This is a genomic window from Pseudomonas sp. G5(2012) (assembly GCF_000408945.1).
GTDB classification, from domain to species: Bacteria; Pseudomonadota; Gammaproteobacteria; order Pseudomonadales; family Pseudomonadaceae; genus Aquipseudomonas; species Aquipseudomonas umsongensis.
On record NZ_APIO01000007.1, the window covers coordinates 39,888 to 62,494 of the forward strand.

The 22,607-nt window shown below is 60.4% G+C and carries 23 protein-coding genes; 20 read left to right on the forward strand and 3 right to left on the reverse strand.

Going from position 1 to position 22,607, the window contains the following annotated elements; genetic code table 11:
• The 18 genes from PG5_RS02985 (at window position 1) to PG5_RS03070 (ending at window position 16,795) form a co-directional block, all read left to right on the forward strand.
• Window positions 1-1,215 (forward strand): IscS subfamily cysteine desulfurase, encoded by a 1,215-nt coding sequence (locus PG5_RS02985; protein WP_020795599.1) that lies wholly within the window; start codon window positions 1-3, stop codon window positions 1,213-1,215.
• Window positions 1,216-1,317: 102 nt separating this feature from the next.
• Window positions 1,318-1,704 carry a Fe-S cluster assembly scaffold IscU gene (gene iscU / locus PG5_RS02990; protein WP_007974006.1) on the forward strand — a complete coding sequence of 129 codons (387 nt, stop codon included), beginning with the start codon at window positions 1,318-1,320 and terminating at the stop codon, window positions 1,702-1,704.
• Between the two features lie 34 nt (window positions 1,705-1,738).
• Window positions 1,739-2,062: an iron-sulfur cluster assembly protein IscA gene (gene iscA / locus PG5_RS02995; protein ID WP_003227904.1), complete on the forward strand. Its 324-nt coding sequence runs from the start codon at window positions 1,739-1,741 to the stop codon at window positions 2,060-2,062.
• A gap of 8 nt (window positions 2,063-2,070) precedes the next feature.
• Window positions 2,071-2,592 carry a co-chaperone HscB gene (gene hscB, locus PG5_RS03000; protein ID WP_008025499.1) on the forward strand — a complete coding sequence of 174 codons (522 nt, stop codon included), beginning with the start codon at window positions 2,071-2,073 and terminating at the stop codon, window positions 2,590-2,592.
• A gap of 51 nt (window positions 2,593-2,643) precedes the next feature.
• Window positions 2,644-4,506: a Fe-S protein assembly chaperone HscA gene (gene hscA / locus PG5_RS03005; RefSeq protein ID WP_033043497.1), complete on the forward strand. Its 1,863-nt coding sequence runs from the start codon at window positions 2,644-2,646 to the stop codon at window positions 4,504-4,506.
• Between the two features lie 2 nt (window positions 4,507-4,508).
• Complete coding sequence (gene fdx, locus PG5_RS03010) at window positions 4,509-4,850, forward strand: ISC system 2Fe-2S type ferredoxin (RefSeq protein WP_020795601.1); 342 nt, start codon at window positions 4,509-4,511, stop codon at window positions 4,848-4,850.
• A 14-nt stretch (window positions 4,851-4,864) separates the two neighbouring features.
• Window positions 4,865-5,065 (forward strand): Fe-S cluster assembly protein IscX, encoded by a 201-nt coding sequence (iscX, locus tag PG5_RS03015; protein ID WP_020795602.1) that lies wholly within the window; start codon window positions 4,865-4,867, stop codon window positions 5,063-5,065.
• 195 nt (window positions 5,066-5,260) lie between these two features.
• The gene (ndk, locus tag PG5_RS03020; RefSeq protein ID WP_020795603.1) at window positions 5,261-5,686 is read left to right on the forward strand and encodes a nucleoside-diphosphate kinase; all 426 of its coding nucleotides are present in this window, start codon (window positions 5,261-5,263) and stop codon (window positions 5,684-5,686) included.
• Window positions 5,687-5,714: 28 nt separating this feature from the next.
• Window positions 5,715-6,857, forward strand: a complete 1,143-nt coding sequence (gene rlmN, locus PG5_RS03025; RefSeq protein WP_020795604.1) for a 23S rRNA (adenine(2503)-C(2))-methyltransferase RlmN — start codon at window positions 5,715-5,717, stop codon at window positions 6,855-6,857.
• Window positions 6,858-6,873: 16 nt separating this feature from the next.
• Complete coding sequence (gene pilW, locus PG5_RS03030; protein WP_020795605.1) at window positions 6,874-7,632, forward strand: type IV pilus biogenesis/stability protein PilW; 759 nt, start codon at window positions 6,874-6,876, stop codon at window positions 7,630-7,632.
• Window positions 7,632-8,654 carry a RodZ domain-containing protein gene (locus PG5_RS03035; protein ID WP_020795606.1) on the forward strand — a complete coding sequence of 341 codons (1,023 nt, stop codon included), beginning with the start codon at window positions 7,632-7,634 and terminating at the stop codon, window positions 8,652-8,654. Before pilW ends, PG5_RS03035 begins: the two co-directional genes overlap by 1 nt.
• Window positions 8,655-8,657: 3 nt before the next feature.
• Window positions 8,658-9,767: a flavodoxin-dependent (E)-4-hydroxy-3-methylbut-2-enyl-diphosphate synthase gene (gene ispG / locus PG5_RS03040; protein WP_020795607.1), complete on the forward strand. Its 1,110-nt coding sequence runs from the start codon at window positions 8,658-8,660 to the stop codon at window positions 9,765-9,767.
• Between the two features lie 37 nt (window positions 9,768-9,804).
• The gene (gene hisS, locus PG5_RS03045; RefSeq protein WP_020795608.1) at window positions 9,805-11,094 is read left to right on the forward strand and encodes a histidine--tRNA ligase; all 1,290 of its coding nucleotides are present in this window, start codon (window positions 9,805-9,807) and stop codon (window positions 11,092-11,094) included.
• 41 nt (window positions 11,095-11,135) lie between these two features.
• The gene (locus tag PG5_RS03050) at window positions 11,136-11,777 is read left to right on the forward strand and encodes a tetratricopeptide repeat protein (RefSeq protein WP_020795609.1); all 642 of its coding nucleotides are present in this window, start codon (window positions 11,136-11,138) and stop codon (window positions 11,775-11,777) included.
• Window positions 11,770-12,921 (forward strand): outer membrane protein assembly factor BamB, encoded by a 1,152-nt coding sequence (bamB, locus tag PG5_RS03055; protein WP_020795610.1) that lies wholly within the window; start codon window positions 11,770-11,772, stop codon window positions 12,919-12,921. The genes PG5_RS03050 and bamB overlap by 8 nt, the downstream gene beginning before the upstream one ends.
• Window positions 12,922-13,172: 251 nt before the next feature.
• Window positions 13,173-14,642, forward strand: a complete 1,470-nt coding sequence (gene der, locus PG5_RS03060; protein WP_020795612.1) for a ribosome biogenesis GTPase Der — start codon at window positions 13,173-13,175, stop codon at window positions 14,640-14,642.
• Window positions 14,643-14,867: 225 nt separating this feature from the next.
• Window positions 14,868-16,016: a pyridoxal phosphate-dependent aminotransferase gene (locus PG5_RS03065; protein ID WP_020795613.1), complete on the forward strand. Its 1,149-nt coding sequence runs from the start codon at window positions 14,868-14,870 to the stop codon at window positions 16,014-16,016.
• Entirely contained in the window at window positions 16,004-16,795 is a 792-nt protein-coding gene (locus PG5_RS03070; RefSeq protein WP_020795614.1) for an amidohydrolase, read from the forward strand. Before PG5_RS03065 ends, PG5_RS03070 begins: the two co-directional genes overlap by 13 nt.
• A gap of 179 nt (window positions 16,796-16,974) precedes the next feature.
• On the opposite strand, the gene leuA is transcribed toward PG5_RS03070, so the two are convergent.
• Window positions 16,975-18,654, reverse strand: a complete 1,680-nt coding sequence (gene leuA / locus PG5_RS03075) for a 2-isopropylmalate synthase (protein ID WP_020795615.1) — start codon at window positions 18,652-18,654, stop codon at window positions 16,975-16,977.
• A gap of 388 nt (window positions 18,655-19,042) precedes the next feature.
• On the opposite strand from leuA, the gene PG5_RS03080 reads away from it, so the two are divergent.
• On the forward strand, window positions 19,043-19,399 hold the full coding sequence (locus PG5_RS03080) for a hypothetical protein (RefSeq protein ID WP_020795616.1): 357 nt from the start codon (window positions 19,043-19,045) through the stop codon (window positions 19,397-19,399).
• Between the two features lie 100 nt (window positions 19,400-19,499).
• On the opposite strand, the gene PG5_RS03085 is transcribed toward PG5_RS03080, so the two are convergent.
• Window positions 19,500-20,321: a M23 family metallopeptidase gene (locus PG5_RS03085; RefSeq protein ID WP_020795617.1), complete on the reverse strand. Its 822-nt coding sequence runs from the start codon at window positions 20,319-20,321 to the stop codon at window positions 19,500-19,502.
• 3 nt (window positions 20,322-20,324) lie between these two features.
• The gene (xseA, locus tag PG5_RS03090) at window positions 20,325-21,704 is read right to left on the reverse strand and encodes an exodeoxyribonuclease VII large subunit (RefSeq protein ID WP_020795618.1); all 1,380 of its coding nucleotides are present in this window, start codon (window positions 21,702-21,704) and stop codon (window positions 20,325-20,327) included.
• Between the two features lie 137 nt (window positions 21,705-21,841).
• On the opposite strand from xseA, the gene PG5_RS03095 reads away from it, so the two are divergent.
• Window positions 21,842-22,606 carry a sulfite exporter TauE/SafE family protein gene (locus PG5_RS03095; RefSeq protein WP_020795619.1) on the forward strand — a complete coding sequence of 255 codons (765 nt, stop codon included), beginning with the start codon at window positions 21,842-21,844 and terminating at the stop codon, window positions 22,604-22,606.
• Window position 22,607 lies beyond the last annotated feature (1 nt).

Genomic DNA, 22,607 nt, shown 5'->3' on the forward strand with positions numbered 1-22,607 from the left:
ATGAAATTGCCGATTTACCTTGATTACTCTGCGACTACCCCGGTTGATCCGCGTGTCGCGCAAAAGATGAGTGAATGCCTGCTGGTCGACGGAAACTTCGGTAACCCGGCGTCCCGTTCCCACGTGTTTGGCTGGAAAGCCGAAGAGTCCGTCGAAAATGCCCGTCGTCAGGTGGCCGACCTGGTCAACGCCGACCCGCGCGAAATCGTCTGGACCTCCGGTGCCACCGAATCCGACAACCTGGCAATCAAGGGTGCGGCACATTTCTATGCCACCAAAGGCAAGCACCTGATCACCACCAAGATCGAGCACAAGGCTGTCCTGGACACCATGCGCCAACTGGAGCGTGAAGGTTTCGAAGTGACCTACATCGAGCCTCGCACCGACGGCCTGGTCACGCCTGAGATGATCGAAGCCGAACTGCGCGACGACACCATCCTGGTTTCGGTCATGCACGTGAACAACGAAATCGGCACCATCAACGACATCGCGGCCATCGGCGAACTGACCCGTTCCAAGGGCATCCTGTTCCACGTCGACGCCGCCCAGTCCACTGGCAAGGTCGAGATCGACCTGCAGAAGCTGAAAGTCGACATGATGTCGTTCTCCGCCCACAAGACCTACGGTCCTAAAGGCATCGGCGCCCTGTACGTCAGCCGCAAGCCACGTGTTCGCATCGAAGCGACCATGCACGGCGGCGGTCACGAGCGCGGCATGCGTTCGGGCACCCTGGCGACCCACCAGATCGTCGGCATGGGCGAAGCTTTCCGCGTAGCCAAGGAAGACATGGCTGCCGAGAACGTGCGCATCAAGGCCTTGAGCGACCGTTTCTACAAGCAGGTCGAGCACCTGGAAGAGCTGTACGTCAACGGCAGCATGACCGCCCGCGTCCCGCACAACCTGAACCTGAGCTTCAACTACGTTGAAGGCGAGTCGCTGATCATGGCGCTCAAGGACCTGGCGGTTTCGTCCGGTTCGGCCTGCACCTCGGCGTCCCTTGAGCCTTCGTACGTACTGCGCGCCCTGGGCCGCAACGACGAACTGGCACACAGCTCGATCCGCTTCACCTTCGGCCGTTTCACCACCGAAGAAGAAATCGATTATGCCGCGCAGAAAGTTTGCGAGGCCGTTACCAAGCTGCGCGCTTTGTCGCCGCTGTGGGACATGTACAAAGACGGCGTCGATATCTCGAAGATCGAGTGGGCGGCACACTAAATAAAGAAGCCGCCAGATACAGCTCCTGTAGCGACGCGGCGACTGACGCAAGCGCAGCTACAGGGTCTCAAGAGCGGCCCTGATGAGTGAGGATTGAGAATCATGGCTTACAGCGAAAAGGTCATCGACCACTACGAAAACCCGCGCAACGTCGGCAAGATGGACGCGGAAGATCCTGATGTCGGCACCGGCATGGTCGGCGCTCCGGCGTGCGGCGACGTGATGCGCCTGCAGATCAAGGTCAACGACGCCGGCATCATCGAAGATGCCAAGTTCAAGACCTACGGCTGCGGTTCGGCTATCGCTTCCAGCTCCCTCGCCACCGAGTGGATGAAGGGCAAGACCCTGGACGAAGCGGAAACCATCAAGAACACCCAGCTGGCTGAAGAGCTGGCCCTGCCGCCAGTCAAAATTCACTGCTCGGTACTCGCCGAAGACGCCATCAAGGCGGCTGTTCGCGACTACAAGCAGAAGAAAGGCTTGATCTGACTTTCAGTTTTTGGCGACGAGTAAGGAGTCACCGATGGCTATCAGCATGACAGAAGCGGCTGCTCGACACGTGCGACGCTCCCTTGACGGGCGCGGCAAAGGTGAGGGGATTCGCCTGGGTGTTCGCACCACGGGCTGCTCCGGCCTTGCCTACGTGCTGGAGTTTGTCGACGAGGTGGTTGCAGAGGACCAGGTGTTCGAGAGTCACGGCGAGAAAGTGATCATCGACCCGAAAAGCCTGGCCTACCTGGACGGCACCGAGCTCGATTTCGTCAAGGAAGGGTTGAACGAAGGCTTCAAGTTCAACAACCCCAACGTGCGCGGTGAATGTGGCTGCGGCGAAAGCTTCAACATCTGAGGCTTGTCGTGGGTACTCCTTGTCATTTCGCTTTATTCGAGCTGCAACCGAGCTTCAACCTGGATCTCGACCAGCTGGCTACGCGCTACCGTGAGTTGGCGCGCAGTGTTCATCCAGACCGCTTTGCCGACGCTTCCGAGCGGGAGCAGCGGCTGGCGCTAGAGCAATCCGCGAGCCTCAACGAGGCCTACCAGACGCTCAAGAGTCCACCCAAGCGCGCGCGTTACCTGCTCGCCTTGAATGGTGGTGAGTTGCCGCTGGAGGTCACGGTGCATGATCCGGAGTTTCTTCTGCAACAGATGGAGTTGCGCGAAGAGCTCGAAGACCTGCAGGACAGCGCCGACCTTAATGGCGTTGCCGTCTTCAAGCGCCGCCTGAAAGTGGCCCAGGAAAAACTGAACGACAGTTTCGCAGCTTGCTGGAATGATGCAGCGCAACGTGAACAGGCCGAACGCCTGATGCGGCGCATGCAGTTCCTCGACAAGCTGACCTACGAAGTGCGCCAGCTGGAAGAGCGCCTCGACGATTAACCCAGTGCCGCTCCGGTCGCACGCCTGATATACAGATAAGTCCTGATAACGATGGCCCTACTGCAGATCGCCGAACCCGGCCAAAGTCCTCAACCGCACCAGCGTCGCCTGGCTGTGGGGATCGACTTGGGCACTACCAATTCGCTGGTCGCTGCGTTGCGCAGTGGTCTTTCCGAGCCTCTGGCTGACGCGCAAGGGCAGGTCATCTTGCCGTCTGCCGTGCGCTATCACGCCGATCGCGTCGAGGTTGGCGAATCCGCCAAGCTGGCTGCCGCCACCGATCCCTTGAATACCGTGCTGTCGGTCAAGCGCTTGATGGGTCGTGGTCTGTCCGACGTCAAGCAATTGGGTGATCAGTTGCCGTACCGCTTTGTCGGCGGCGAGTCGCACATGCCGTTCATCGAGACGATCCAGGGGCCGAAAAGCCCGGTCGAAGTCTCGGCGGACATCCTCAAGGTCTTGCGCCAGCGTGCCGAAGCCACTTTGGGCGGCGAGCTGGTAGGTGCGGTCATCACTGTTCCGGCCTATTTCGACGATGCCCAGCGTCAAGCCACCAAGGATGCGGCCAAACTGGCCGGCCTGAATGTGCTGCGTTTGCTCAACGAGCCGACCGCCGCGGCGGTGGCTTACGGTCTGGACCAGCACGCCGAAGGCCTGGTTGCCATCTATGACCTGGGCGGCGGCACCTTCGATATTTCGATTCTGCGCCTGACCGGCGGTGTGTTCGAAGTCCTGGCTACCGGCGGCGACAGCGCCCTGGGCGGTGATGACTTCGACCACGCAATTGCTGGCTGGATCATCGAGAGCGCCGGTCTGTCCGCCAACCTCGATCCGGGTGCGCAGCGTCAGCTGCTGCAAACGGCTTGCGCCGCCAAGGAAGCCCTGACCAACGCCTCGTCGGTCGAAGTGACTCATGGCGACTGGAAAGCCGAGCTGACCCGCGAAGCCTTCGATGCCTTGATCGAGCCGATGATCGCGCGCAGCCTGAAAGCCTGTCGCCGCGCGGTGCGTGATTCCGGTGTAGAGCTGGAAGACGTGCATGCGGTGGTCATGGTTGGCGGCTCGACTCGCGTGCCTCGTGTTCGCGAAGCTGTCGCCGAAGCTTTTGGGCGCCAGCCTCTGACTGAAATCGACCCGGATCAAGTGGTGGCCATCGGTGCCGCGATCCAGGCCGATACCCTGGCCGGCAACAAGCGCGATGGCGATGAATTGCTGCTGCTGGACGTGATTCCGTTGTCCCTGGGCCTGGAAACCATGGGCGGCCTGATGGAGAAGGTGATTCCACGCAACACCACCATCCCCGTCGCTCGGGCGCAGGACTTCACGACTTACAAAGATGGCCAGTCGGCCATGGCGATCCACGTGTTGCAGGGCGAGCGCGAGCTGATCAGCGATTGCCGCTCCCTGGCGCGCTTCGAATTGCGCGGTATTCCGGCGATGGTGGCCGGCGCGGCGAAGATTCGCGTGACCTTCCAGGTCGATGCCGATGGCTTGCTCAGTGTTTCCGCTCGCGAACTGGGTTCGGGCGTCGAGGCCAGCATCCAGGTCAAGCCGTCCTACGGCCTGACCGACGGCGAAATCGCCAAGATGCTCAAGGATTCGTTCCAGCACGCCAACGACGACAAGGTTGCCCGCGTTCTGCGTGAGCAGCAGGTCGATGCCCAGCGCCTGATCGAGGCGGTACAGGCCGCCCTGGAAGCTGACGGCGAGCGCTTGCTGGACGCCGACGAGCGCATGGTCATCGAACTGCAAGTGCAGGAACTGACCGAACTGATGAAAGGTACCGATGGCTACGCCATCGAGCAGCAGACCAAGCGTCTGTCGCAAGTGACCGACGCCTTTGCTGCCCGCCGCCTGGACTCGACGGTGAAAGCCGCGCTGGCGGGGCGCAACCTGAATGAGATTGAGGAATAACGATGCCGCAGGTCATTTTTCTGCCACACGAGAAGTTTTGCCCTGAAGGCATGGTCGTCGAGGCTGAGCCGGGTATTTCCATCCTCGAGCTGGCTCACGAACACCATATCGAGATGGAAAGTGCCTGTGGCGGCGTCTGCGCCTGCACCACCTGCCACTGCATCATCCGCGAAGGTTTCGATTCGCTGGAAGAGGCTGACGAGCTGGAGGAGGACTACCTCGACAAGGCCTGGGGGCTGGAGCGTGAGTCGCGCCTGGGCTGTCAGGCCAAGGTCGGCACCGAAGACCTGACCGTTGAAATTCCGAAGTACTCGCTCAACCACGCAGCCGAAGCGCCGCACTGATTCAAGGAACTGTCATGAGTCTCAAGTGGACTGATGTGCTGGAAATCGCGATCCAGCTGGCTGAAAGCAAGCCTGAAGTGGACCCTATGTCGGTCAACTTCGTCGATCTGCGTAAATGGGTGATGGAATTGCCCGAATTCGACGACAAGCCTGAGCATTGTGGCGAAAAGATCCTGGAGGCCATTCAGGCCCACTGGATCGAAGAACGCTTGTAGGAGCTGACTCGCGAAGCGAGGCTGCGATCTTTCCGGTGCCACTTGAATCTCAAGCGAAAGGCCAGGATCAAAGGATCGCAGCCTTCGGCAGCTCCTACAGAGCTGGCGACCTGTACACAGTTAGGCAATACCCAAGAACCCGCGTATAATTCGCGGGTTTAATTTTTCGCAAATTACCGTTTCTGGAGTTACACCATGGCTGTTCAACGTACTTTCTCCATCATCAAGCCTGACGCCGTTGCTAAAAACGTGATCGGCAAGATCGTTTCCCGTTTCGAAGACGCTGGCCTGCGCGTTGTAGCTTCGAAAATGAAGCAACTGTCCAAAGCCGAAGCCGAAGGCTTCTACGCTGAGCACAGCGAGCGCGGTTTCTTCGGTGACCTGGTAGCGTTCATGACCTCCGGTCCGGTTGTCGTCCAGGTTCTGGAAGGCGAAAACGCCATCGCTCGCAACCGTGAGCTGATGGGCGCTACCAACCCTAAAGAAGCTGCTGCCGGCACCATCCGTGCTGACTTCGCTGAATCGATCGACGCCAACGCCGTACACGGTTCGGACTCCGAAGCCGCTGCCGCTCGCGAAATCGCATACTTCTTCGCAGCTACTGAAGTAACCACTCGCTAAGCATTGGCTTAAGAGTGAAGGTGAATCCATGACTACATCGACTGTAAAAACCAACCTGCTGGGTCTGACTCAACAGGAAATGGAAAAATTCTTCGACTCAATCGGGGAGAAGCGTTTCCGTGCCGGTCAGGTAATGAAATGGATTCACCACTTTGGCGTCGATGATTTCGACGCCATGACGAACGTCAGCAAGGCCCTGCGCGAGAAGCTCAAGGCCGTTGCTGAAGTTCGCGGTCCGGAAGTGGTCAGCGAGGACATCTCCAGCGACGGCACCCGCAAGTGGGTGGTGCGCGTGGCGTCCGGCAGCTGCGTCGAGACTGTGTACATTCCCCAGGGCAAGCGCGGCACCTTGTGCGTTTCGTCCCAGGCAGGCTGTGCCCTGGATTGCAGTTTCTGCTCCACCGGCAAGCAAGGCTTCAATAGCAACCTCACCGCCGCCGAAGTCATCGGCCAGGTGTGGATTGCCAACAAATCCTTTGGCAGCGTCCCGGCAACCGTCGACCGTGCCATCACCAACGTGGTGATGATGGGCATGGGTGAGCCGCTGCTGAACTTCGACAACGTCATCGCGGCCATGCACCTGATGATGGACGACCTGGGCTACGGCATTTCCAAGCGCCGCGTGACCCTGTCGACCTCCGGCGTGGTGCCGATGATCGATGAGCTGTCCAAGCACATCGACGTCTCCCTGGCGTTGTCCCTGCACGCACCGAATGACGCATTGCGTAACCAATTGGTGCCGATCAACAAGAAGTATCCGCTTAAGATGCTCCTCGAATCGTGCCAGCGCTACATGTCGTCCCTGGGCGAAAAGCGCGTGCTGACCATCGAGTACACCTTGCTCAAGGACGTGAACGACAAGGTCGAGCACGCCGTTGAAATGATCGAGCTGCTCAAGAACATCCCGTGCAAGATCAACCTGATCCCGTTCAACCCGTTCCCGCACTCCGGTTACGAGCGGCCTAGCAACAATGCCATTCGTCGGTTCCAGGATCAGCTTCATCATGCCGGTTTCAACGTCACTGTACGCACCACCCGTGGTGAAGACATCGACGCGGCCTGTGGTCAATTGGTAGGGCAGGTGCTGGATCGCACCCGTCGCAGCGAACGTTATATCGCCGTGCGTGAACTGAGCGCCGACAACGATATGGCGTCGAACGCTGCGAAGTAATCAAGAGAGGATCTCCATGTCCCTGCGCTTTGCGCTGCTTTTGCTAATGGCCAGCCTGTGCGCTGGCTGTGTGCTTTCGGGCGACTACAACCCGATGAAGACCAGCAAAGGCCGTGGCGAGGCGCGCGAGGCCTACGTGCAACTGGGCATCGGTTATTTGCAACAAGGCATGACCGAGCGAGCAAAAGTGCCCCTGAAGAAGGCGCTGGAGCTGGACGCCGCAGACCCGGACGCCAATGCCGCGCTGGGGTTGGTGTTCCAGGCCGAAATGGAGCCGGAACTGGCTGACCAGCATTTTCGCAAGGCGCTGGCTTCCCGTCCCGCCGATGCGCGAATCCTCAACAACTACGGCAGCTTTCTCTACGAGCAGAAACGTTACAAGGAAGCCTACGAGCGTTTTGAACAGGCCGCCGCCGATACCCTGTATCCTGAGCGTTCGCGCGTGTTCGAGAACCTGGGCATGACGGCTTCGATGCTCGGCCAGCGCGAGTTGGCCCAGCAGCAACTGGAAAAAGCCCTGCGTTTGAATCGACAACAGCCTCGGGCATTGTTGGAAATGGCTGAGTTGTCTTACGAAGACAGGCATTATGTGCCCGCGCGTGACTTTTACGACCGTTTTAGCCTGCTTGCCGAGCAAAATGCACGTAGTCTATTGCTCGGCATTCGCCTGGCAAAAGTGTTTGATGATCGCGACAAGGCCGCCAGTGCGGGCCTGCAATTAAAACGACTTTATCCCGGTACATCGGAATATCAGCAATACCTGTCGGAGCAATGATGAAAGCGGCGCATCCCGAAGTTGTAGCAGCGAATCGCGTTAACCCCGGTGAGACCTTGCGCCAGGCCCGCGAAAGCAATGGCTGGTCGCTGGCCGAAGTGGCCCTTAAGCTCAACCTTACCGTCAATTCCCTGAGCAATCTGGAAGCCGGCGATTTCGACAAGCTGCCAGGGCATACCTTCGCCCGCGGCTATATCCGTGCTTATGCCAAATTGCTCGGCATGGACCAGGCCGTCCTGGTCCAGCAGTTCGACCAATCCACCGGTACCGACTCCAAGGGCAGCAGCGTTCACAGCCTGGGCCGTATCGAAGAGCCAGTTCGCGTGTCCCACACCATCTTGCGCATTGTCAGCCTGTTGTTGCTGGTGGCCGTGGTGGGTGGTGGTTTTGTCTGGTGGCAGGACCAGACCTCGCTGCGCACCAAGGACCTGATCAGCCTGACCCCGGAACACGTGGAAGTCGAAGGTGCCGATGGCACTACCCAGATTCATCCGCTGGATGAGCCGGAAGACCAGGCGGTGGCCGAGGGTGAGGCGCAAAACACCACGGCCCTGGCATTGCCGCAGGCCGACTCCGCGACCCCGGCTCCGGCTGAAACGCCAGCGCCGGCACCCGTTGCACCGACAGCCGCCGCACCGACCGCCGCCACGCCTGTGACGCCAGCCCCGGCTGTTCCTGCAGCTCCAGCTGTTGCAGCGCCGACGGTGACTGCACCGGTTGCTCCAAGTGTTGCAGCGCCAACCGCTGCGGCACCGGCGCCAGCAGCGCCTGCGGTGGCAGGCCAGGGCCAGGTCCAACTACAGTACAGCGCCGACTGCTGGACCCAGGTCACCGACGGCAACGGCAAGGTGCTGTTGAGCGGCCTGAAGCGTAAAGGCGAAAGCGTTTCCCTCAATGGCAAGCCGCCGTTTTCCGTGCGCCTGGGTTATGCCCGCGGCGCGCAGGTCAGCTACAACGGTCAGGCGGTCAATGTCGCTCCGTTCACCAGTGGCGAGACTGCTCGCCTGAAGTTGGGTCAATAAGTCATGCACGGCGAATCTCCAATCAAACGTCGCGAATCGCGCAAGATCTGGGTCGGTAATGTACCTGTTGGCGGCGATGCGCCCATCGCTGTGCAAAGCATGACCAACAGCGACACCAACGACGTCGCTGCGACCGTCGCGCAAATCAATCGCCTGGAAGCCGCGGGTGTCGATATCGTGCGGGTGTCCGTGCCGGACATGGACGCCGCCGAGGCCTTCGGCAAGATCAAGCAACTGGTCAAGGTGCCCTTGGTCGCCGACATTCACTTCGACTACCGCATCGCCTTGCGCGTGGCCGAACTTGGCGTTGACTGCCTGCGGATCAACCCGGGCAACATCGGTCGCGAAGACCGCGTGCGCGCGGTGGTCGATGCCGCCCGCGATCGTGGCATTCCGATCCGTATCGGGGTGAACGCCGGCTCCCTGGAAAAAGACCTGCAGAAAAAATACGGCGAGCCGACGCCAGCCGCGCTGGTTGAATCGGCGCTGCGCCACGTCGAACACCTTGAGCGCCTGAACTTCCAGGACTTCAAGGTCAGCGTGAAAGCTTCCGACGTGTTCATGGCCGTCGAAGCCTACCGCTTGCTGGCGAAGGAAATCGTCCAGCCGCTGCACCTGGGCATCACCGAAGCCGGTGGTTTGCGTTCAGGCACGGTGAAATCTGCCGTGGGCCTCGGTATGCTGCTCGCCGAAGGGATTGGCGATACCATTCGCATCTCGTTGGCGGCTGATCCGGTCGAGGAAGTGAAAGTCGGCTACGACATTCTCAAGTCCCTGCATCTGCGTTCCCGTGGCATCAACTTCATCGCCTGCCCGAGTTGCTCGCGGCAGAACTTCGATGTGGTCAAGACCATGAACGAGCTGGAAGGGCGCCTCGAAGACCTGCTGGTGCCGCTTGACGTCGCGGTCATCGGTTGCGTGGTCAACGGGCCGGGCGAAGCCAAGGAAGCCCATATCGGCTTGACCGGCGGCACGCCAAACCTGATTTACATCGACGGCAAGCCGTCGCAGAAACTGACGAATGACAATCTGGTGGATGAGCTTGAACGCTTGATCCGCGAGAAAGCGGCCGAAAAGGTCGAAGCCGACGCAGCGGTTATCGCGCGCGGCTGAGCCGACTGAAGAGCCGAACGGAATTTAAGGATTTAATGTGAGCAAGTCTCTGCAAGCCATTCGTGGCATGAACGACATCCTGCCCGAACAGACCCCCCTGTGGCGTCATTTCGAAGGCACCGTTTCGCGCCTGCTGGATAACTACGGTTACAAGCAGATCCGCATGCCGATCGTCGAGTTCACCGAGCTGTTCAAGCGCTCCATCGGTGAAGTGACCGACATCGTTGAAAAAGAGATGTACACCTTCGACGACCGTAACGGCGACTCCCTGACCCTGCGTCCCGAAGGCACGGCAGCGTGCGTGCGTGCGGTGCTCGAGCACGGCATCACCGGCGGTGGCCAGGTGCAGAAGCTCTGGTACATCGGTCCGATGTTCCGCCACGAGCGTCCGCAGAAAGGCCGTTACCGCCAGTTCCACCAGATCGGTGTCGAGGTTTTCAACCTCGACGGTCCGGACATCGACGCCGAACTGATCGTGCTGACCTGGCGCCTGTGGGGCGAGCTGGGCATCCGCGATGCGGTCAAGCTCGAACTCAACAGCCTGGGCACCAGCGAGTCCCGTGGCCGCTATCGTGAAGCGCTGGTCGAGTTCCTGTCCGGTCACCTGGACAAGCTGGACGAAGACAGCCAGCGCCGCTTGAAAACCAACCCGCTGCGGGTCCTGGACACCAAGAATGCCGATACACAGGCGATTCTGGTCGATGCGCCGAAAATGGCCGACTACCTCGACGAAGAATCTCGCGTGCACTTCGAGGGCCTCAAGGCTCGCCTGGACGCCGCCGGCATCCCCTATGTGATCAACCCGAAGCTGGTTCGCGGGCTGGACTACTACAGCAAGACCGTTTTCGAATGGGTCACCGACAAACTTGGCGCCCAAGGCACAGTGTGTGCCGGTGGTCGTTACGACGGCCTGGTCGAGCAGATGGGCGGCAAGCCTACTGCCGGCGTCGGTTTCGCCATGGGTATCGAGCGCCTGGTATTGCTGCTGGAAACCCTGGAGCAGATCCCGGAAGAAATCTCCCGTCAGGTCGACGTCTACCTCTGTGCCTTCGGTGAAGCCGCCGAGCTGGCAGGCCTGGCCTTGGCCGAGCGCGTGCGCGACCAGTTGCCCAACCTGCGCCTGCAAGTCAATGCCGGCGCTGGCAGCTTCAAGAGCCAGTTCAAGAAGGCCGACAAGAGCGGTGCGCTGTTCGCACTGATCCTCGGCGACGACGAGATGGCCCAGCAAGTGGTAGGTTTCAAACCCCTGCGTGGCCAGGGCGAACAACAAAGCATTGCCTGGGATGCGCTTGCTGCACACCTGGCCACCTGCGTCGTGCAGGGTTGAAGCTGTCATAACAGCCGAATTAGCGATTAAGGAGTATTGGGGTGTCGAGTACCGAAGACGAACAGCTGGCGGATTTTAAGGAATGGTGGTCACGCAACGGCAAGCCCCTGGTGACTGGCGGCCTGTTGGCGCTGGTCATCGTGTTCGGTTGGCAGGCGTTCCAGAAGTATCAGAGCAACCAGTCGCAAGGTGCCTCGATGCTCTATCAGCAATTGCTCGAAACCACGCTGACGCCTGACGGCAAGCCAGATGCGGCGCGTGTCTCGGACCTGGCCGGCAAGCTCAACAGCGAGTTCGGCGGCAGCGCCTATGCGCAATACGGCAGCCTGTTCGTGGCGAAAGTCGCGGTCGACAGTGGCAAGCTCGATGACGCAGCCAGCGAGCTCAAGGCCATCGTCGCCAAGCCGGCCAACCCGGCACTGGGCGAAATCGCCCGTCAGCGCCTGGCGCAGGTACTGGCCGCGCAGGACAAGGTCGATGAAGCCCTGAAGCTGCTGGAAGGCGATGCCGACAAGGCCTTCCTGGCCACTCGCGAAGAACTCAAGGGCGACCTGCTGGTGCAGTTGGGTCGTACCGACGAAGCGCACGCGGCGTATCAAAAAGCCAAGGCGGCACTGTCGGATGAAGCGGCGGTCGGTGGCCTGCAAATCAAGCTGGACGACCTGGCCAAAGGGGATGCGTGACGTGATTCGTTGGAAGCATGCAGCATTGCTGGCCCTGGCCATTTTGGCCGCGGGTTGCAGCAGCAACAGCAAGAAAGAATTGCCACCGGCCGAATTGACCGACTTCAAGGAAGAAGTGGTCCTGCAGAAGCAGTGGAGTCGTTCGATCGGTGACGGTCAGGGCGAAACCTACAACATGCTGGTTCCGGCCATCGATGGCGATACCATCTATGCCGCCGATGTCACCGGTGTGGTAATGGCGTTGGATCGCAGCAACGGCGACGTCAAATGGAAGAAAGATCTCGAACTGCCTGTTTCCGGCGCTGTTGGCGTGGGTTACGGTCTGCTGACGGTGGGTACGATCAAGGGTGAAATCGTTGCCCTGGACGCCATCAACGGCGAAGAGAAATGGCGCGCGCGCGTGTCCAGTGAAGTCCTCGCACCGCCGGCCAACAATGGCGATGTGGTCGTGGTCCAGACCCAGGACGATCGTTTGATCGGTCTGGATGCCGCCACTGGCAACCAGCGCTGGTTGTATGACAGCACGCCTGCGGTACTGACCCTGCGCGGTACCAGCGCACCGATCGTGACCAACCGCCTCGCGGTGGCTGGCTTCTCGACTGGTAAAGTGGTCGCTCTCGACATTTCCAACGGCGTGCCGGTGTGGGAACAGCGTGTAGCGATCCCGCAAGGTCGTTCGGAACTGGAGCGTGTTGTCGACATCGATGGCGGCTTGCTGTTGTCCGGTGAGACGATTTATGTCGCCAGCTACCAGGGTCGCGTTGCGGCACTGGACCTGCAAAGCGGTCGGCAACTCTGGCAGCGTGATGCTTCCAGCTATGCCGGTGTCGCCCAGGGTTTCGGCAGCGTCTACGTGAGCCTGTCCTCGGGCACCGTTGAAGGCGTCGACGAGCGCTCCACCACAGCCTTGTGGAGCAACGATTCGCTGGCTCGCCGCCAACTGTCGGCTCCAGAAGTGTTCTCCAGTTATGTTGCAGTCGGTGACCTGGAAGGTTACCTGCACCTGTTGAGTCAGGTGGACGGTCGATTCGTCGGCCGCGAGCGCATCGACAGCGACGGCCTGCGTGCCCGTCCGCTGGTGGTGGGTGACACGATTTATGTATATGGCAACAGCGGCAAACTGGAAGCCCTGACCATTAAGTAACGACTATGCTTGGGGTTAATCCCCCGGGCTGCTTCACTTGTGGATATGAATGTGGGAGCGAGCCTGCTCGCGATGGACGTCAACGATAACGTTTGCATCCTGAATAAACGCGGTGCTCCGGCGTTTTTCGTCGGAACGCCGCCCGGAGCAGGCTCGCTCCCACAGACAAGCGCACAGTGTTGCCCCGAGCACCAGCCGCTGCCCTCGCAGCGGCTTTTGTATTTTCTGAAATAAACGAAGTGGAGAGCCGCATGGTTCCCGTAATCGCCCTGGTGGGCCGACCGAACGTCGGCAAGTCCACCTTGTTCAACCGCCTGACCAGGACTCGCGACGCTATCGTCGGCGACTTGTCCGGTCTGACCCGTGATCGCCAGTACGGTGAGGCCAAGTGGCAAGGGCGTTCCTACATTCTGGTCGACACCGGCGGTATCTCCGGTGACGAGCATGGTATGGACGAAAAAATGGCCGAGCAGTCGCTGCTGGCCATTGAAGAAGCGGATGTCGTTCTATTCCTGGTAGATGCCAAGGCCGGTTTCACCGCCGCCGACCAGATGATCGCCGAGCATTTGCGCAAACGTAACAAGCGTTCCTACGTGGTTGCCAACAAGGTCGACAACATCGACCCTGACATGGCCCGCGCCGAATTCGCTCCGTTGGGCATGGGCCACGCGATCCCGATCGCCGGTGCGCATGGCCGTGGCATCACCCAGATGCTGGAAATCGCCCTGAGCGAGTTCCCGAAAGACGCAGAAGAGCCGGAAGAAGGCGAGGAAGAGGACGTCGCCGAAGGCGAGGAAGCCAAGCGCATTCCTGGCCCGAGCGAAAAAGACGGGATCAAGATCGCGATCATCGGTCGCCCGAACGTCGGCAAGTCGACCCTGGTCAACCGCATGCTCGGTGAAGACCGGGTGATCGTCTATGACCAACCCGGCACCACCCGCGACAGTATCTACATCCCGTTCGAGCGTAACGACGAGAAGTACACGCTGATCGACACCGCCGGTGTGCGCAAGCGCGGCAAGATCCACGAAGAAGTCGAAAAGTTCTCCGTGGTCAAAACCCTGCAAGCGATCAAAGACGCCAACGTGGTGATCTTCGTGATGGACGCCCGCGAAGGCGTGGTGGACCACGACCTCAACCTGCTGGGCTTCGCCATCGAGTCGGGTCGTGCGCTGGTCATCGCGATCAACAAGTGGGACGGCATGACGCCGAGCGAGCGCGACTTCGTGAAGGTCGAGCTGCAGCGTCGTCTGTTCTTCGTTGACTACGCCGACATCCACTTCATCTCGGCCCTGCACGGCACTGGCGTGGGCAACCTTTACGCCTCGGTGCAGAACTCGTTCAAGTCCGCGGTCACCCGCTGGCCGACCAACCGTCTGACCCAGATCCTGGAAGACGCGGTTGGCGAGCACGCACCGCCAATGGTCAACAACCGCCGGATCAAGCTGCGTTACGCCCACTTGGGTGGTGCGAACCCGCCGATCATCGTGATCCACGGTAACCAGATCGAGAAGGTGCCGAAGTCTTACGTGCGTTACCTGGAAAACACTTACCGCCGTGTCTTGAAGCTGGTCGGTACGCCGATCCGCATCGAGTTCAAGGGCGGCGAGAACCCGTATGAAGGCAACAAGAACTCGCTGACCGACCGCCAGGTCAACAAGAAGCGTCGCTTGATGTCGCACCACAAGAAAGCCGACAAGAAGCGCCGCGACAAGCGCTGATCTAAGGCTTGCCTCACTCATGTGGGAGCGAGCCTGCTCGCGAATGCAATCTGTCAGTCAACGTTTATCGCGACTGACACACCGCCTTCGCGAGCAGGCTCGCTCCCACAGGGTAGGACGAGAAGAAGGGCGCTTTTGGCGCCCTTTTTTTATGGGCGCCGTTTGGGCTATCCTCGGGCTCTCCCGCGCCGCCGTTAGAGCCGGGTGTAGAGCAGGGAATCCTCGATGATCACCAGTAAGCTGCCGAATGTCGGCGTCACCATCTTCACTCAGATGTCTCAGCTCGCGGCGCAAACCGGGGCGCTCAACCTGTCCCAGGGCTTTCCCGATTTCGCTGCTCCGCAGGCCCTGTGCGATGCGGTCGGCCGGCATATTGCCAATGGCCACAACCAATACTCGCCAATGACCGGGCTGCCGGTACTGCGTCAGCAGATCGCGGCGAAAATCGCCCGCAGCTATGGCGTCAGCGTCGATGTGGACAACGAAGTGACCGTGACGCCCGGCGCGACCGAGGCGATTTTCTGCGCCATCCAGGCCGTTATCCACAGCGGTGACGAAGTCATCGTGTTCGACCCGGCTTATGACAGTTACGAGCCTTCGGTTGAGCTGGCCGGTGGTCGTTGCGTTCATGTGCAACTGGGGTTGGATGACTTCAGCATCGATTTCCAGAAGCTCGCCCAGGCACTGAGTCCGCGTACGCGGATGATCATCCTCAACACTCCGCACAATCCCAGCGGCGCACTGATCAACCGTGCGGAGCTGGACCAACTGGCGGCGTTAATCCGCGATCGTGACATCTATGTGATCAGCGATGAGGTCTACGAACACCTGGTCTACGACGGTGTGCCCCACGTCAGTGTGCTGGCCCATGAAGAGCTGTATCAGCGCGCCTTCGTGGTCAGCTCCTTCGGCAAGACCTATCACGTCACCGGCTGGAAAACCGGCTATGTAGTCGCGCCGCCGGCGCTCACGGCAGAGCTGCGCAAGGTGCACCAGTACGTGAATTTCTGCGGCGTCACACCGTTGCAGTATGCCTTGGCCGACTTCATGGCCGAACACCCGGAACACGTGGAAGAGTTGCCGGCGTTCTATCAGGCCAAGCGCGACCTGTTTTGCGACCTGCTGGCGCCTTCGCGCTTCAGCTTCACCCGGGTAAGCGGTACGTATTTCCAGCTGGTCGACTACTCGCAGATCCGCCCGGATCTCAACGACGTTGAGATGGCCCTGTGGATGACCCGTGAACACGGCGTTGCGAGCATCCCGATCTCGGTGTTCTACCAGACGCCGCCTGAAGGCCAGCGCCTGATACGCCTGTGCTTTGCCAAACGTGAGGAGACCCTGCGTGAAGCAGCGGAAAAATTATGCGTGATCTGAGTGCGCTGCCGAACCTGACCGTTGCGCTGATCCAGACCACCCTGGCCTGGCACGATCGCCAGGCCAACCTGGAGCATTTCGAGCACTTGCTGGAACAGGCTCGCGGCGCGGACCTGATCATTCTGCCGGAGATGTTCACCACCGGTTTCTCGATGGAGTCCGAGACCCTCGCTGAAGCGGAAAACGGACCGACCAGTAAATGGTTGCGGGCTCAGGCGGCAAAATTCGAGGCAGTGATCACCGGTAGCGTGATTGTGCAGGCCGCTGATGGCAGCCATCGTAACCGCCTGTTGTGGGCGCGGCCGGACGGCGAAGTGTGGCACTACGACAAACGTCACCTGTTCCGCATGGCCGGCGAGCACAATCACTTCACCCCGGGCGAACGCCAGGTGCAGTTCGAACTCAAGGGCTGGCGAGTGCGGCCGCTGATTTGCTACGACCTGCGTTTCCCGGTGTGGAGTCGCGATGCGCAGGACACGGACCTGCTGCTGTACACCGCCAACTGGCCGGGCGCACGGCGCCAGCACTGGAACCGCTTGCTGCCGGCGCGGGCCATCGAGAACCTGTGCTACGTGGCAGCGGTTAACCGCATCGGCACCGATGGCAAAGGCTTTGCCTATACCGGGGACAGCCAGGTGCTGGATTTCCAGGGCGAGACGTTGCTCAGCGCGGGAGAGGCGGACGGGGTGTTCAAGGTGGTGCTGGATGCGGCGGAACTGGCAGCGTATCGCACGCGTTTTCCGGCGAACCTGGATGCCGATACCTTCGAGTTCACCTGAGACTTGCACTGCCTGAGCTGGCCCCTTCGCGAGCAGGCTCGCTCCCACATTGGAATGCGTTCTCCTGTGGGAGCGAGCCTGCTCGCGAAGATGGCATGACAGGCACTACAAAAACTACAGGCAAACAAAAAGGCCCCGAGATCGCATCTCGGGGCCTTTTGTATTTCAGCGAAGGCTAATTACGCCGCTTTCGCTTCCGGCTGGCTCAGCGAGCGGTTCAGCGCGCTGAACAGGGCCTTGAAGCTGGCGGTGGTGATGTTTTCATCGATACCCACGCCGTGCACCGCACGCTCACCATTCACTCGCAGTTCAATGTAGGCCGCCGCCTTGGCATTGGTGCCCGCGCCGATGGCGTGTTCGTTGTAGTCCATGATTTCCACCGGGATCGGCAGGCCGGCCACCAGTGCTTCCAGGGCGCCGTTGCCCTTGCCGCGCCAGTGCAGGTTGGTTTCGCCCTGGCCTTTGCTGGCCACTTCCACTTCGACGGCGCTGTGGCCGTTTTCTTCCTGCAGGCGATGGCTGACCAGCGCATACGGGGTGTTGGCCTGCAAGTACTCGCTGTGCAGCAGCGCGTGGATTTGCTGGGCGGTCATTTCCAGGCCCAGGCGATCGGTTTCGCGCTGCACGACCTGGCTGAATTCGATCTGCATGCGACGTGGCAGGCTGATGCCGTATTCCTGCTCCAACAGATAGGCGATGCCGCCCTTGCCCGACTGGCTGTTGACGCGGATGACCGCCTCGTAGCTGCGGCCGATGTCGGCCGGGTCGATCGGCAGGTACGGCACTTCCCACAGGGCGTCCGGTTTCTGCTGGGCGAAACCCTTGCGAATCGCGTCCTGGTGCGAGCCGGAGAATGCGGTGTGCACCAAGTCGCCAACGTACGGGTGACGCGGGTGAACCTGGATCTGGTTGCACTCTTCGACGACCTTGCGCACGCCGTCGATGTCGGAGAAGTCCAGCTCAGGGTTCAGGCCCTGGGTGTACATGTTCAAGGCCACGGTCACCAGGTCGACGTTACCGGTACGCTCGCCGTTGCCGAACAGGCAGCCTTCGACGCGGTCGGCGCCAGCCATCAGGCCCAGCTCTGTGGCAGCAACGCCAGTGCCACGGTCGTTGTGGGTGTGCAGGCTGATGATCACGCTGTCACGACGGTTGATGTGACGGCCGAACCATTCGATCTGGTCGGCATAGATGTTCGGGGTAGCGCATTCGACGGTGGCCGGCAGGTTGAGGATGATCTTGCGCTCGGGCGTCGGGTTCCAGACTTCGATCACCGCGTCGCAGACTTCCTTGGCGAACTCCAGTTCTGTGGCGCTGAAGGTTTCCGGGGAGTACTGGAAGGTCCACTCGGTTTCCGGCTGCTGGGCGGCATATTTGACGAACAGCTTGGCCGCGTTTACGGCGATTTCCTTGACCCCTTCCAAGTCCTGGTTGAAGACAATGCGGCGGAAAGAAGGAGAAGTGGCGTTGTACAGGTGAACGATGGCTTTTTTCGCGCCACGCAGGGATTCGAAAGTACGCGCGATCAAATCTTCACGTGCCTGGGTCAATACCTGGATGGTGGTGTCGTCCGGGATATGACCGTCTTCGATCAGGGTGCGTACGAAGTCGAAATCGGTCTGCGAGGCGGACGGGAACGACGCTTCGATTTCCTTCACGCCGACCTGCACCAGGGTTTTCCAGAAGCGCAGCTTCTTGACGGCGTCCATCGGTTCGATCAGCGACTGGTTACCATCGCGCAGGTCGGAGCTGCACCAGATTGGCGCGGCGGTGATGGTCTTCGACGGCCAGGTGCGGTCCGGCAGATCGATGGTCGGGAACGCGCGGTATTTCGAAGACGGGTCTTTGAGCATGCTCATCGGGAAATCCTTATTGTGTTGGCCGAAAAAAGGCGGCCTGCCGGTGGATCAAAATGTTCTTGGAGTAACGCTTGGGACGAGGCGCCGCGATTCAGCCCGGCAGTCGTGCGCTGACAAGGCACAAACTGCGGTGCTGACGAAGCTGAATGAGGGTGTGAGAGGTTTTCATGCCTTCAACCCTAACCGCGGGGGGGAAGGATGGCAAGCGGTGGGAAAAAATTGAGAGGAATCCTCTTTAGGGCTTGTTTGGCGAGATTTTATTGCTCTGGAGTACGGTGATCTTCAGGTTGTTTGCGCAAGGTTTGAACTGTGCGCAATCGATGATGCTGGCGTCTTATTCTGGTGGCGAAGCTATTCTTAAGTCTTGGAGGCACAGCAGGAGTCGGTGATGAACGAGTCTGATTGGAAGCAATACTGCGTGTTGCGTCCGATAGCCCATGAGCGGATGTGTGAGCGGATTCTATCGGATGTCGAAAAGACGCTATTGGACAAGAGTATCGCGCCGTACGAGCGGATAGATCGCAGCGAGGAATTGCTCAAGGCTGGGCAAAAGGAGCTGTACTGGGCGTTTGGCGTGTTCAGGTTCTCGCGGCATGAAGCCCGTTCGCATTTGCTCGGGCTGTGTGCGCGGGAATTGATTACGGCGCAGGAGTTGAGCTGGTTTTCAGTGGAGACTCAGGAGTGGGTCAGGCATTGCCTGGCGGACCGGGAAGTCCATGGCATTGAGGATCTGGATGCGGAGTAGTGGCCTTGAAAGATCGCAGCCTGCGGCAGCTCCTACAGGGTTCAGCGATACGACACGAACCTTGTAGGAGCTGCCGCAGGCTGCGATCTTTTGATCTTGCTTAAGGTTGAAACGCCCCGATAAAGATAGCCGGATCCACCCGCGCATCATTCAGGCTGACATTCCAGTGCATATGCGGCCCGGTCGCCCGACCGGTCGCCCCGACTTTGCCAACCACACCGCCACGAGCCATCTGCTGGCCGACCTTCACGTCGATTTTCGACATGTGGCAGAACATGCTGATGAACCCCTGGCCATGGTCGACAAACACCGTATTGCCGTTGAAGAAGTAGTTGCCGATCAAGATCACCTTGCCTGCGGCTGGAGTCTTGATCGGCGTACCGGCAGGCACGGCGAAATCCAGGCCTGAGTGAGGATTACGCTCCTCACCGTTGAAGAACCGGCGTACGCCGAACTTGCTCGACAGCGGTCCGTTTACCGGTTTGTCCAGCAGCACGTTACTTGGCGAATTCGGGCTGAACGTACGGTAGGCAGCGATCTGCTCGGCCAGTTCGCGCTCGATGCGCTTGAGATTGTCCGGGTCTGGATTGACCTGTTGGGTGTTTTTCAGGGTGATTCGCTGCTCCGGATATTTCTTGTTGCCGACGGTGAAACCAAGGCTGCGCCCACCACTGCTGATGGCCTGGGCGCCCGGCTTGACCGTCAACGGCACGCCGACAATCGCCAGCCAGTTGTTCTGTTCCTTGATCACCAGGACGGGTTTGCCCTGATAACTGGCTTTCGGCGCTTGCGCGGCAGCGCCCAGGTCGACCACCGCCACGCCGCCCGGCACCGGTTTGTTCAACTGGCGGGTGATGTAGCTGTCGGCGTGGGCGTTGAAGGTCAGGCAAAGCAACAGCAGCGGAGCTAAAAAATGCGGCATGGATCAGTCCAGTAAAGAAAGGGTGACGGGCGTCAGGTGATTGTCTTCGACCCGCACGTGCAGTTCGCCTTCACCCAGCTTGGCCTTCAGGCGCTGGCCGGTGTGGGTCTGTGCGGCGCTGCGGATCGCATTGCCACGCTCGTCGAGCAAAATGCTGTAGCCACGGCCAAGAGTCGCCAGGGGGCTGACCACGTGCAGTGTTTGCATCTGGCTCTGCAGCTGCAGGCGACGGTTTTTCAGGCCTTCGCGGATGGCGCGGGGCAAGCGTTCGGCGAGGCTGTCGAGACGTTGGCGCAGCATCGCCAATTGACGTCCCGGATGCTGCCCGGCCAAGCGGGTTTCCAGGCGGATCAGCCGTTCGCGACGGGTGTTGAGGCTGCGTTCGAAGGCCCGACGCATGCGCATGTCCAGATCATCCAGGCGTTGCGCTTGCTGGCGCAGGCGTTCGCCGGGATGGCGCAGGCGCCGAGAGATGCCTTCCAGGCGCAGCCGGTCACGCATCAAGCGATCACGCATGCGCATCACCAGGCGCCGATGCAGGCTCTCGACCCGGCGGACCAGATCGCTGGAATCCGGTGCCAGCAGCTCGGCGGCGGCCGATGGCGTGGGCGCGCGGACGTCGGCGACGAAGTCACTGATAGATACATCGGTTTCGTGGCCGACGGCGCTGACGATCGGCGTCACGCAGGCATCCACCGCGCGCGCTACGGCTTCTTCGTTGAAGCACCAGAGGTCTTCCAGCGAACCGCCACCGCGGGCCAGGATCAGCGCGTCGAAACCGCGGGCATCCGCCAGTTTTAACGCGCGGACAATCTGCGCGGTGGCTTCGCGGCCCTGCACGGCGGTGGGGATCAGGGTCAATTGCACCTGCGGCGCGCGGCGGCGGAACACGCTGATGATGTCGCGGATGACCGCGCCGGTGGGCGAGCTGATGATGCCGATGCGTTGTGGATGCGCCGGCAGCGGTACTTTGCGCTCGGCGCTGAACAGGCCTTCGGCGCTGAGTTTTTCCTTCAAGGCATCGAACGCCAGGCGCAATGCTCCATCACCGGCCGGCTCCACGGTATCGAGGATCAGTTGGTAATCGCCGCGTCCCTCGAACAACGAGACTTTGCCGCGTACCTTGACGGCCAGGCCATCCTTCAGCGCTTGACGCACACGCGCGGCGTTTTGCCGGAACAGCGCGCAACGCACCTGGGCGCCGCTGTCCTTGAGGGTGAAATACACGTGGCCCGACGCCGGCCGGGCGAGGTTGGAGATTTCGCCTTCGACCCAGATGTTGCTGAAAACGTCTTCAAGCAACACCCGCGCGCGGCCGTTGAGCTGGCTGACGGTCAGGACTTCGCGGTCCAGGCCGAGTCTTGCAAAGGGATCTTTAATCATGGGGCGCATGATAGAGGCATTCTCTCGCCCAATGCACGATCCCCTTGTAGGAGCTGCCGCAGGCTGCGATCTTTTGATCTTGATTTTCAAGAGCAGAAGATCGCAGCCTGCGGCAGCTCCTACAAGGATGAGTACAAATGTTGGTTGATTTGTTCGGTCAATGGAATTTTGGCGCAGTGGACTGGCTGGTAATCGCGCTGGGCATCGCCCTGGCCTATATCGTGTTCGGCATTGCCGGTTTCGGCACGGCGCTGGTCGCCGGGCCGATCCTGATCCTGTTCCTGCCGCTGTCGAAGATCGTACCGTTGCTGGTGTTGCTTGATTTTGTCGCGGCATTCGGCAACCTGCTGCCCTCGCGGCGGGATGTCGCCAGGCCTGAGCTGCTGCGATTGTTGCCCTGCATGGCGGTGGGTTGCACGCTGGGCGTGATCTTCCTGTTGAACCTCAAGTCCGACCTGTTGCTGCTGTTGATGGGGCTGTTTATCAGTGCCTACGCCATCTACAGCCTGTGGATTAAAACCCGTCCGGCGCAATTGTCTGCCGCCTGGGCATTGCCGATGGGCACCGTGGGCGGGATGTTTGGGGCGTTGTTTGGCAGTGGCGGCTTTCTGTACGCGATCTATTTGAACAGCCGCTTGCCCAAGGAGGCGGCTCGAGCGACCCAGAGTGCGTTGATCAGTTGCAGCACGGTGGTGCGCCTGAGCCTGTTCATTGTCGCCGGTGTCTATGCCGAGCTACCCTTGTTGGTGCTGGCGTTGTGTTTGCTGCCGGCCATGGCGCTGGGCCTGTGGATCGGTCGACGGCTGACCCTGAAATTGTCACGTGAGGCGTTCGTCCGCCTGGTGACCTGGCTGGTCCTAGCCAGCGGTATCGCCCTGATCGGGCGTTACTTGAGTACTTGAC

What these genes read in the sequence shown, in the direction of transcription:
- PG5_RS02985 (WP_020795599.1), top strand. Translation starts at nt 1, where the DNA reads ATGAAATTGCCGATTTACCTTGATTACTCTGCGACTACCCCGGTTGAT.
- leuA (WP_020795615.1), bottom strand. Translation starts at nt 18,654, where the DNA reads ATGAGCATGCTCAAAGACCCGTCTTCGAAATACCGCGCGTTCCCGACC.
- xseA (WP_020795618.1), bottom strand. Translation starts at nt 21,704, where the DNA reads ATGATTAAAGATCCCTTTGCAAGACTCGGCCTGGACCGCGAAGTCCTG.
- iscX (WP_020795602.1), top strand. Translation starts at nt 4,865, where the DNA reads ATGAGTCTCAAGTGGACTGATGTGCTGGAAATCGCGATCCAGCTGGCT.
- iscA (WP_003227904.1), top strand. Translation starts at nt 1,739, where the DNA reads ATGGCTATCAGCATGACAGAAGCGGCTGCTCGACACGTGCGACGCTCC.
- iscU (WP_007974006.1), top strand. Translation starts at nt 1,318, where the DNA reads ATGGCTTACAGCGAAAAGGTCATCGACCACTACGAAAACCCGCGCAAC.
- bamB (WP_020795610.1), top strand. Translation starts at nt 11,770, where the DNA reads ATGCGTGACGTGATTCGTTGGAAGCATGCAGCATTGCTGGCCCTGGCC.
- ndk (WP_020795603.1), top strand. Translation starts at nt 5,261, where the DNA reads ATGGCTGTTCAACGTACTTTCTCCATCATCAAGCCTGACGCCGTTGCT.
- PG5_RS03035 (WP_020795606.1), top strand. Translation starts at nt 7,632, where the DNA reads ATGAAAGCGGCGCATCCCGAAGTTGTAGCAGCGAATCGCGTTAACCCC.
- PG5_RS03080 (WP_020795616.1), top strand. Translation starts at nt 19,043, where the DNA reads ATGAACGAGTCTGATTGGAAGCAATACTGCGTGTTGCGTCCGATAGCC.
- ispG (WP_020795607.1), top strand. Translation starts at nt 8,658, where the DNA reads ATGCACGGCGAATCTCCAATCAAACGTCGCGAATCGCGCAAGATCTGG.
- PG5_RS03065 (WP_020795613.1), top strand. Translation starts at nt 14,868, where the DNA reads ATGATCACCAGTAAGCTGCCGAATGTCGGCGTCACCATCTTCACTCAG.
- pilW (WP_020795605.1), top strand. Translation starts at nt 6,874, where the DNA reads ATGTCCCTGCGCTTTGCGCTGCTTTTGCTAATGGCCAGCCTGTGCGCT.
- fdx (WP_020795601.1), top strand. Translation starts at nt 4,509, where the DNA reads ATGCCGCAGGTCATTTTTCTGCCACACGAGAAGTTTTGCCCTGAAGGC.
- PG5_RS03070 (WP_020795614.1), top strand. Translation starts at nt 16,004, where the DNA reads ATGCGTGATCTGAGTGCGCTGCCGAACCTGACCGTTGCGCTGATCCAG.
- PG5_RS03095 (WP_020795619.1), top strand. Translation starts at nt 21,842, where the DNA reads ATGTTGGTTGATTTGTTCGGTCAATGGAATTTTGGCGCAGTGGACTGG.
- PG5_RS03085 (WP_020795617.1), bottom strand. Translation starts at nt 20,321, where the DNA reads ATGCCGCATTTTTTAGCTCCGCTGCTGTTGCTTTGCCTGACCTTCAAC.
- hscA (WP_033043497.1), top strand. Translation starts at nt 2,644, where the DNA reads ATGGCCCTACTGCAGATCGCCGAACCCGGCCAAAGTCCTCAACCGCAC.
- der (WP_020795612.1), top strand. Translation starts at nt 13,173, where the DNA reads ATGGTTCCCGTAATCGCCCTGGTGGGCCGACCGAACGTCGGCAAGTCC.
- rlmN (WP_020795604.1), top strand. Translation starts at nt 5,715, where the DNA reads ATGACTACATCGACTGTAAAAACCAACCTGCTGGGTCTGACTCAACAG.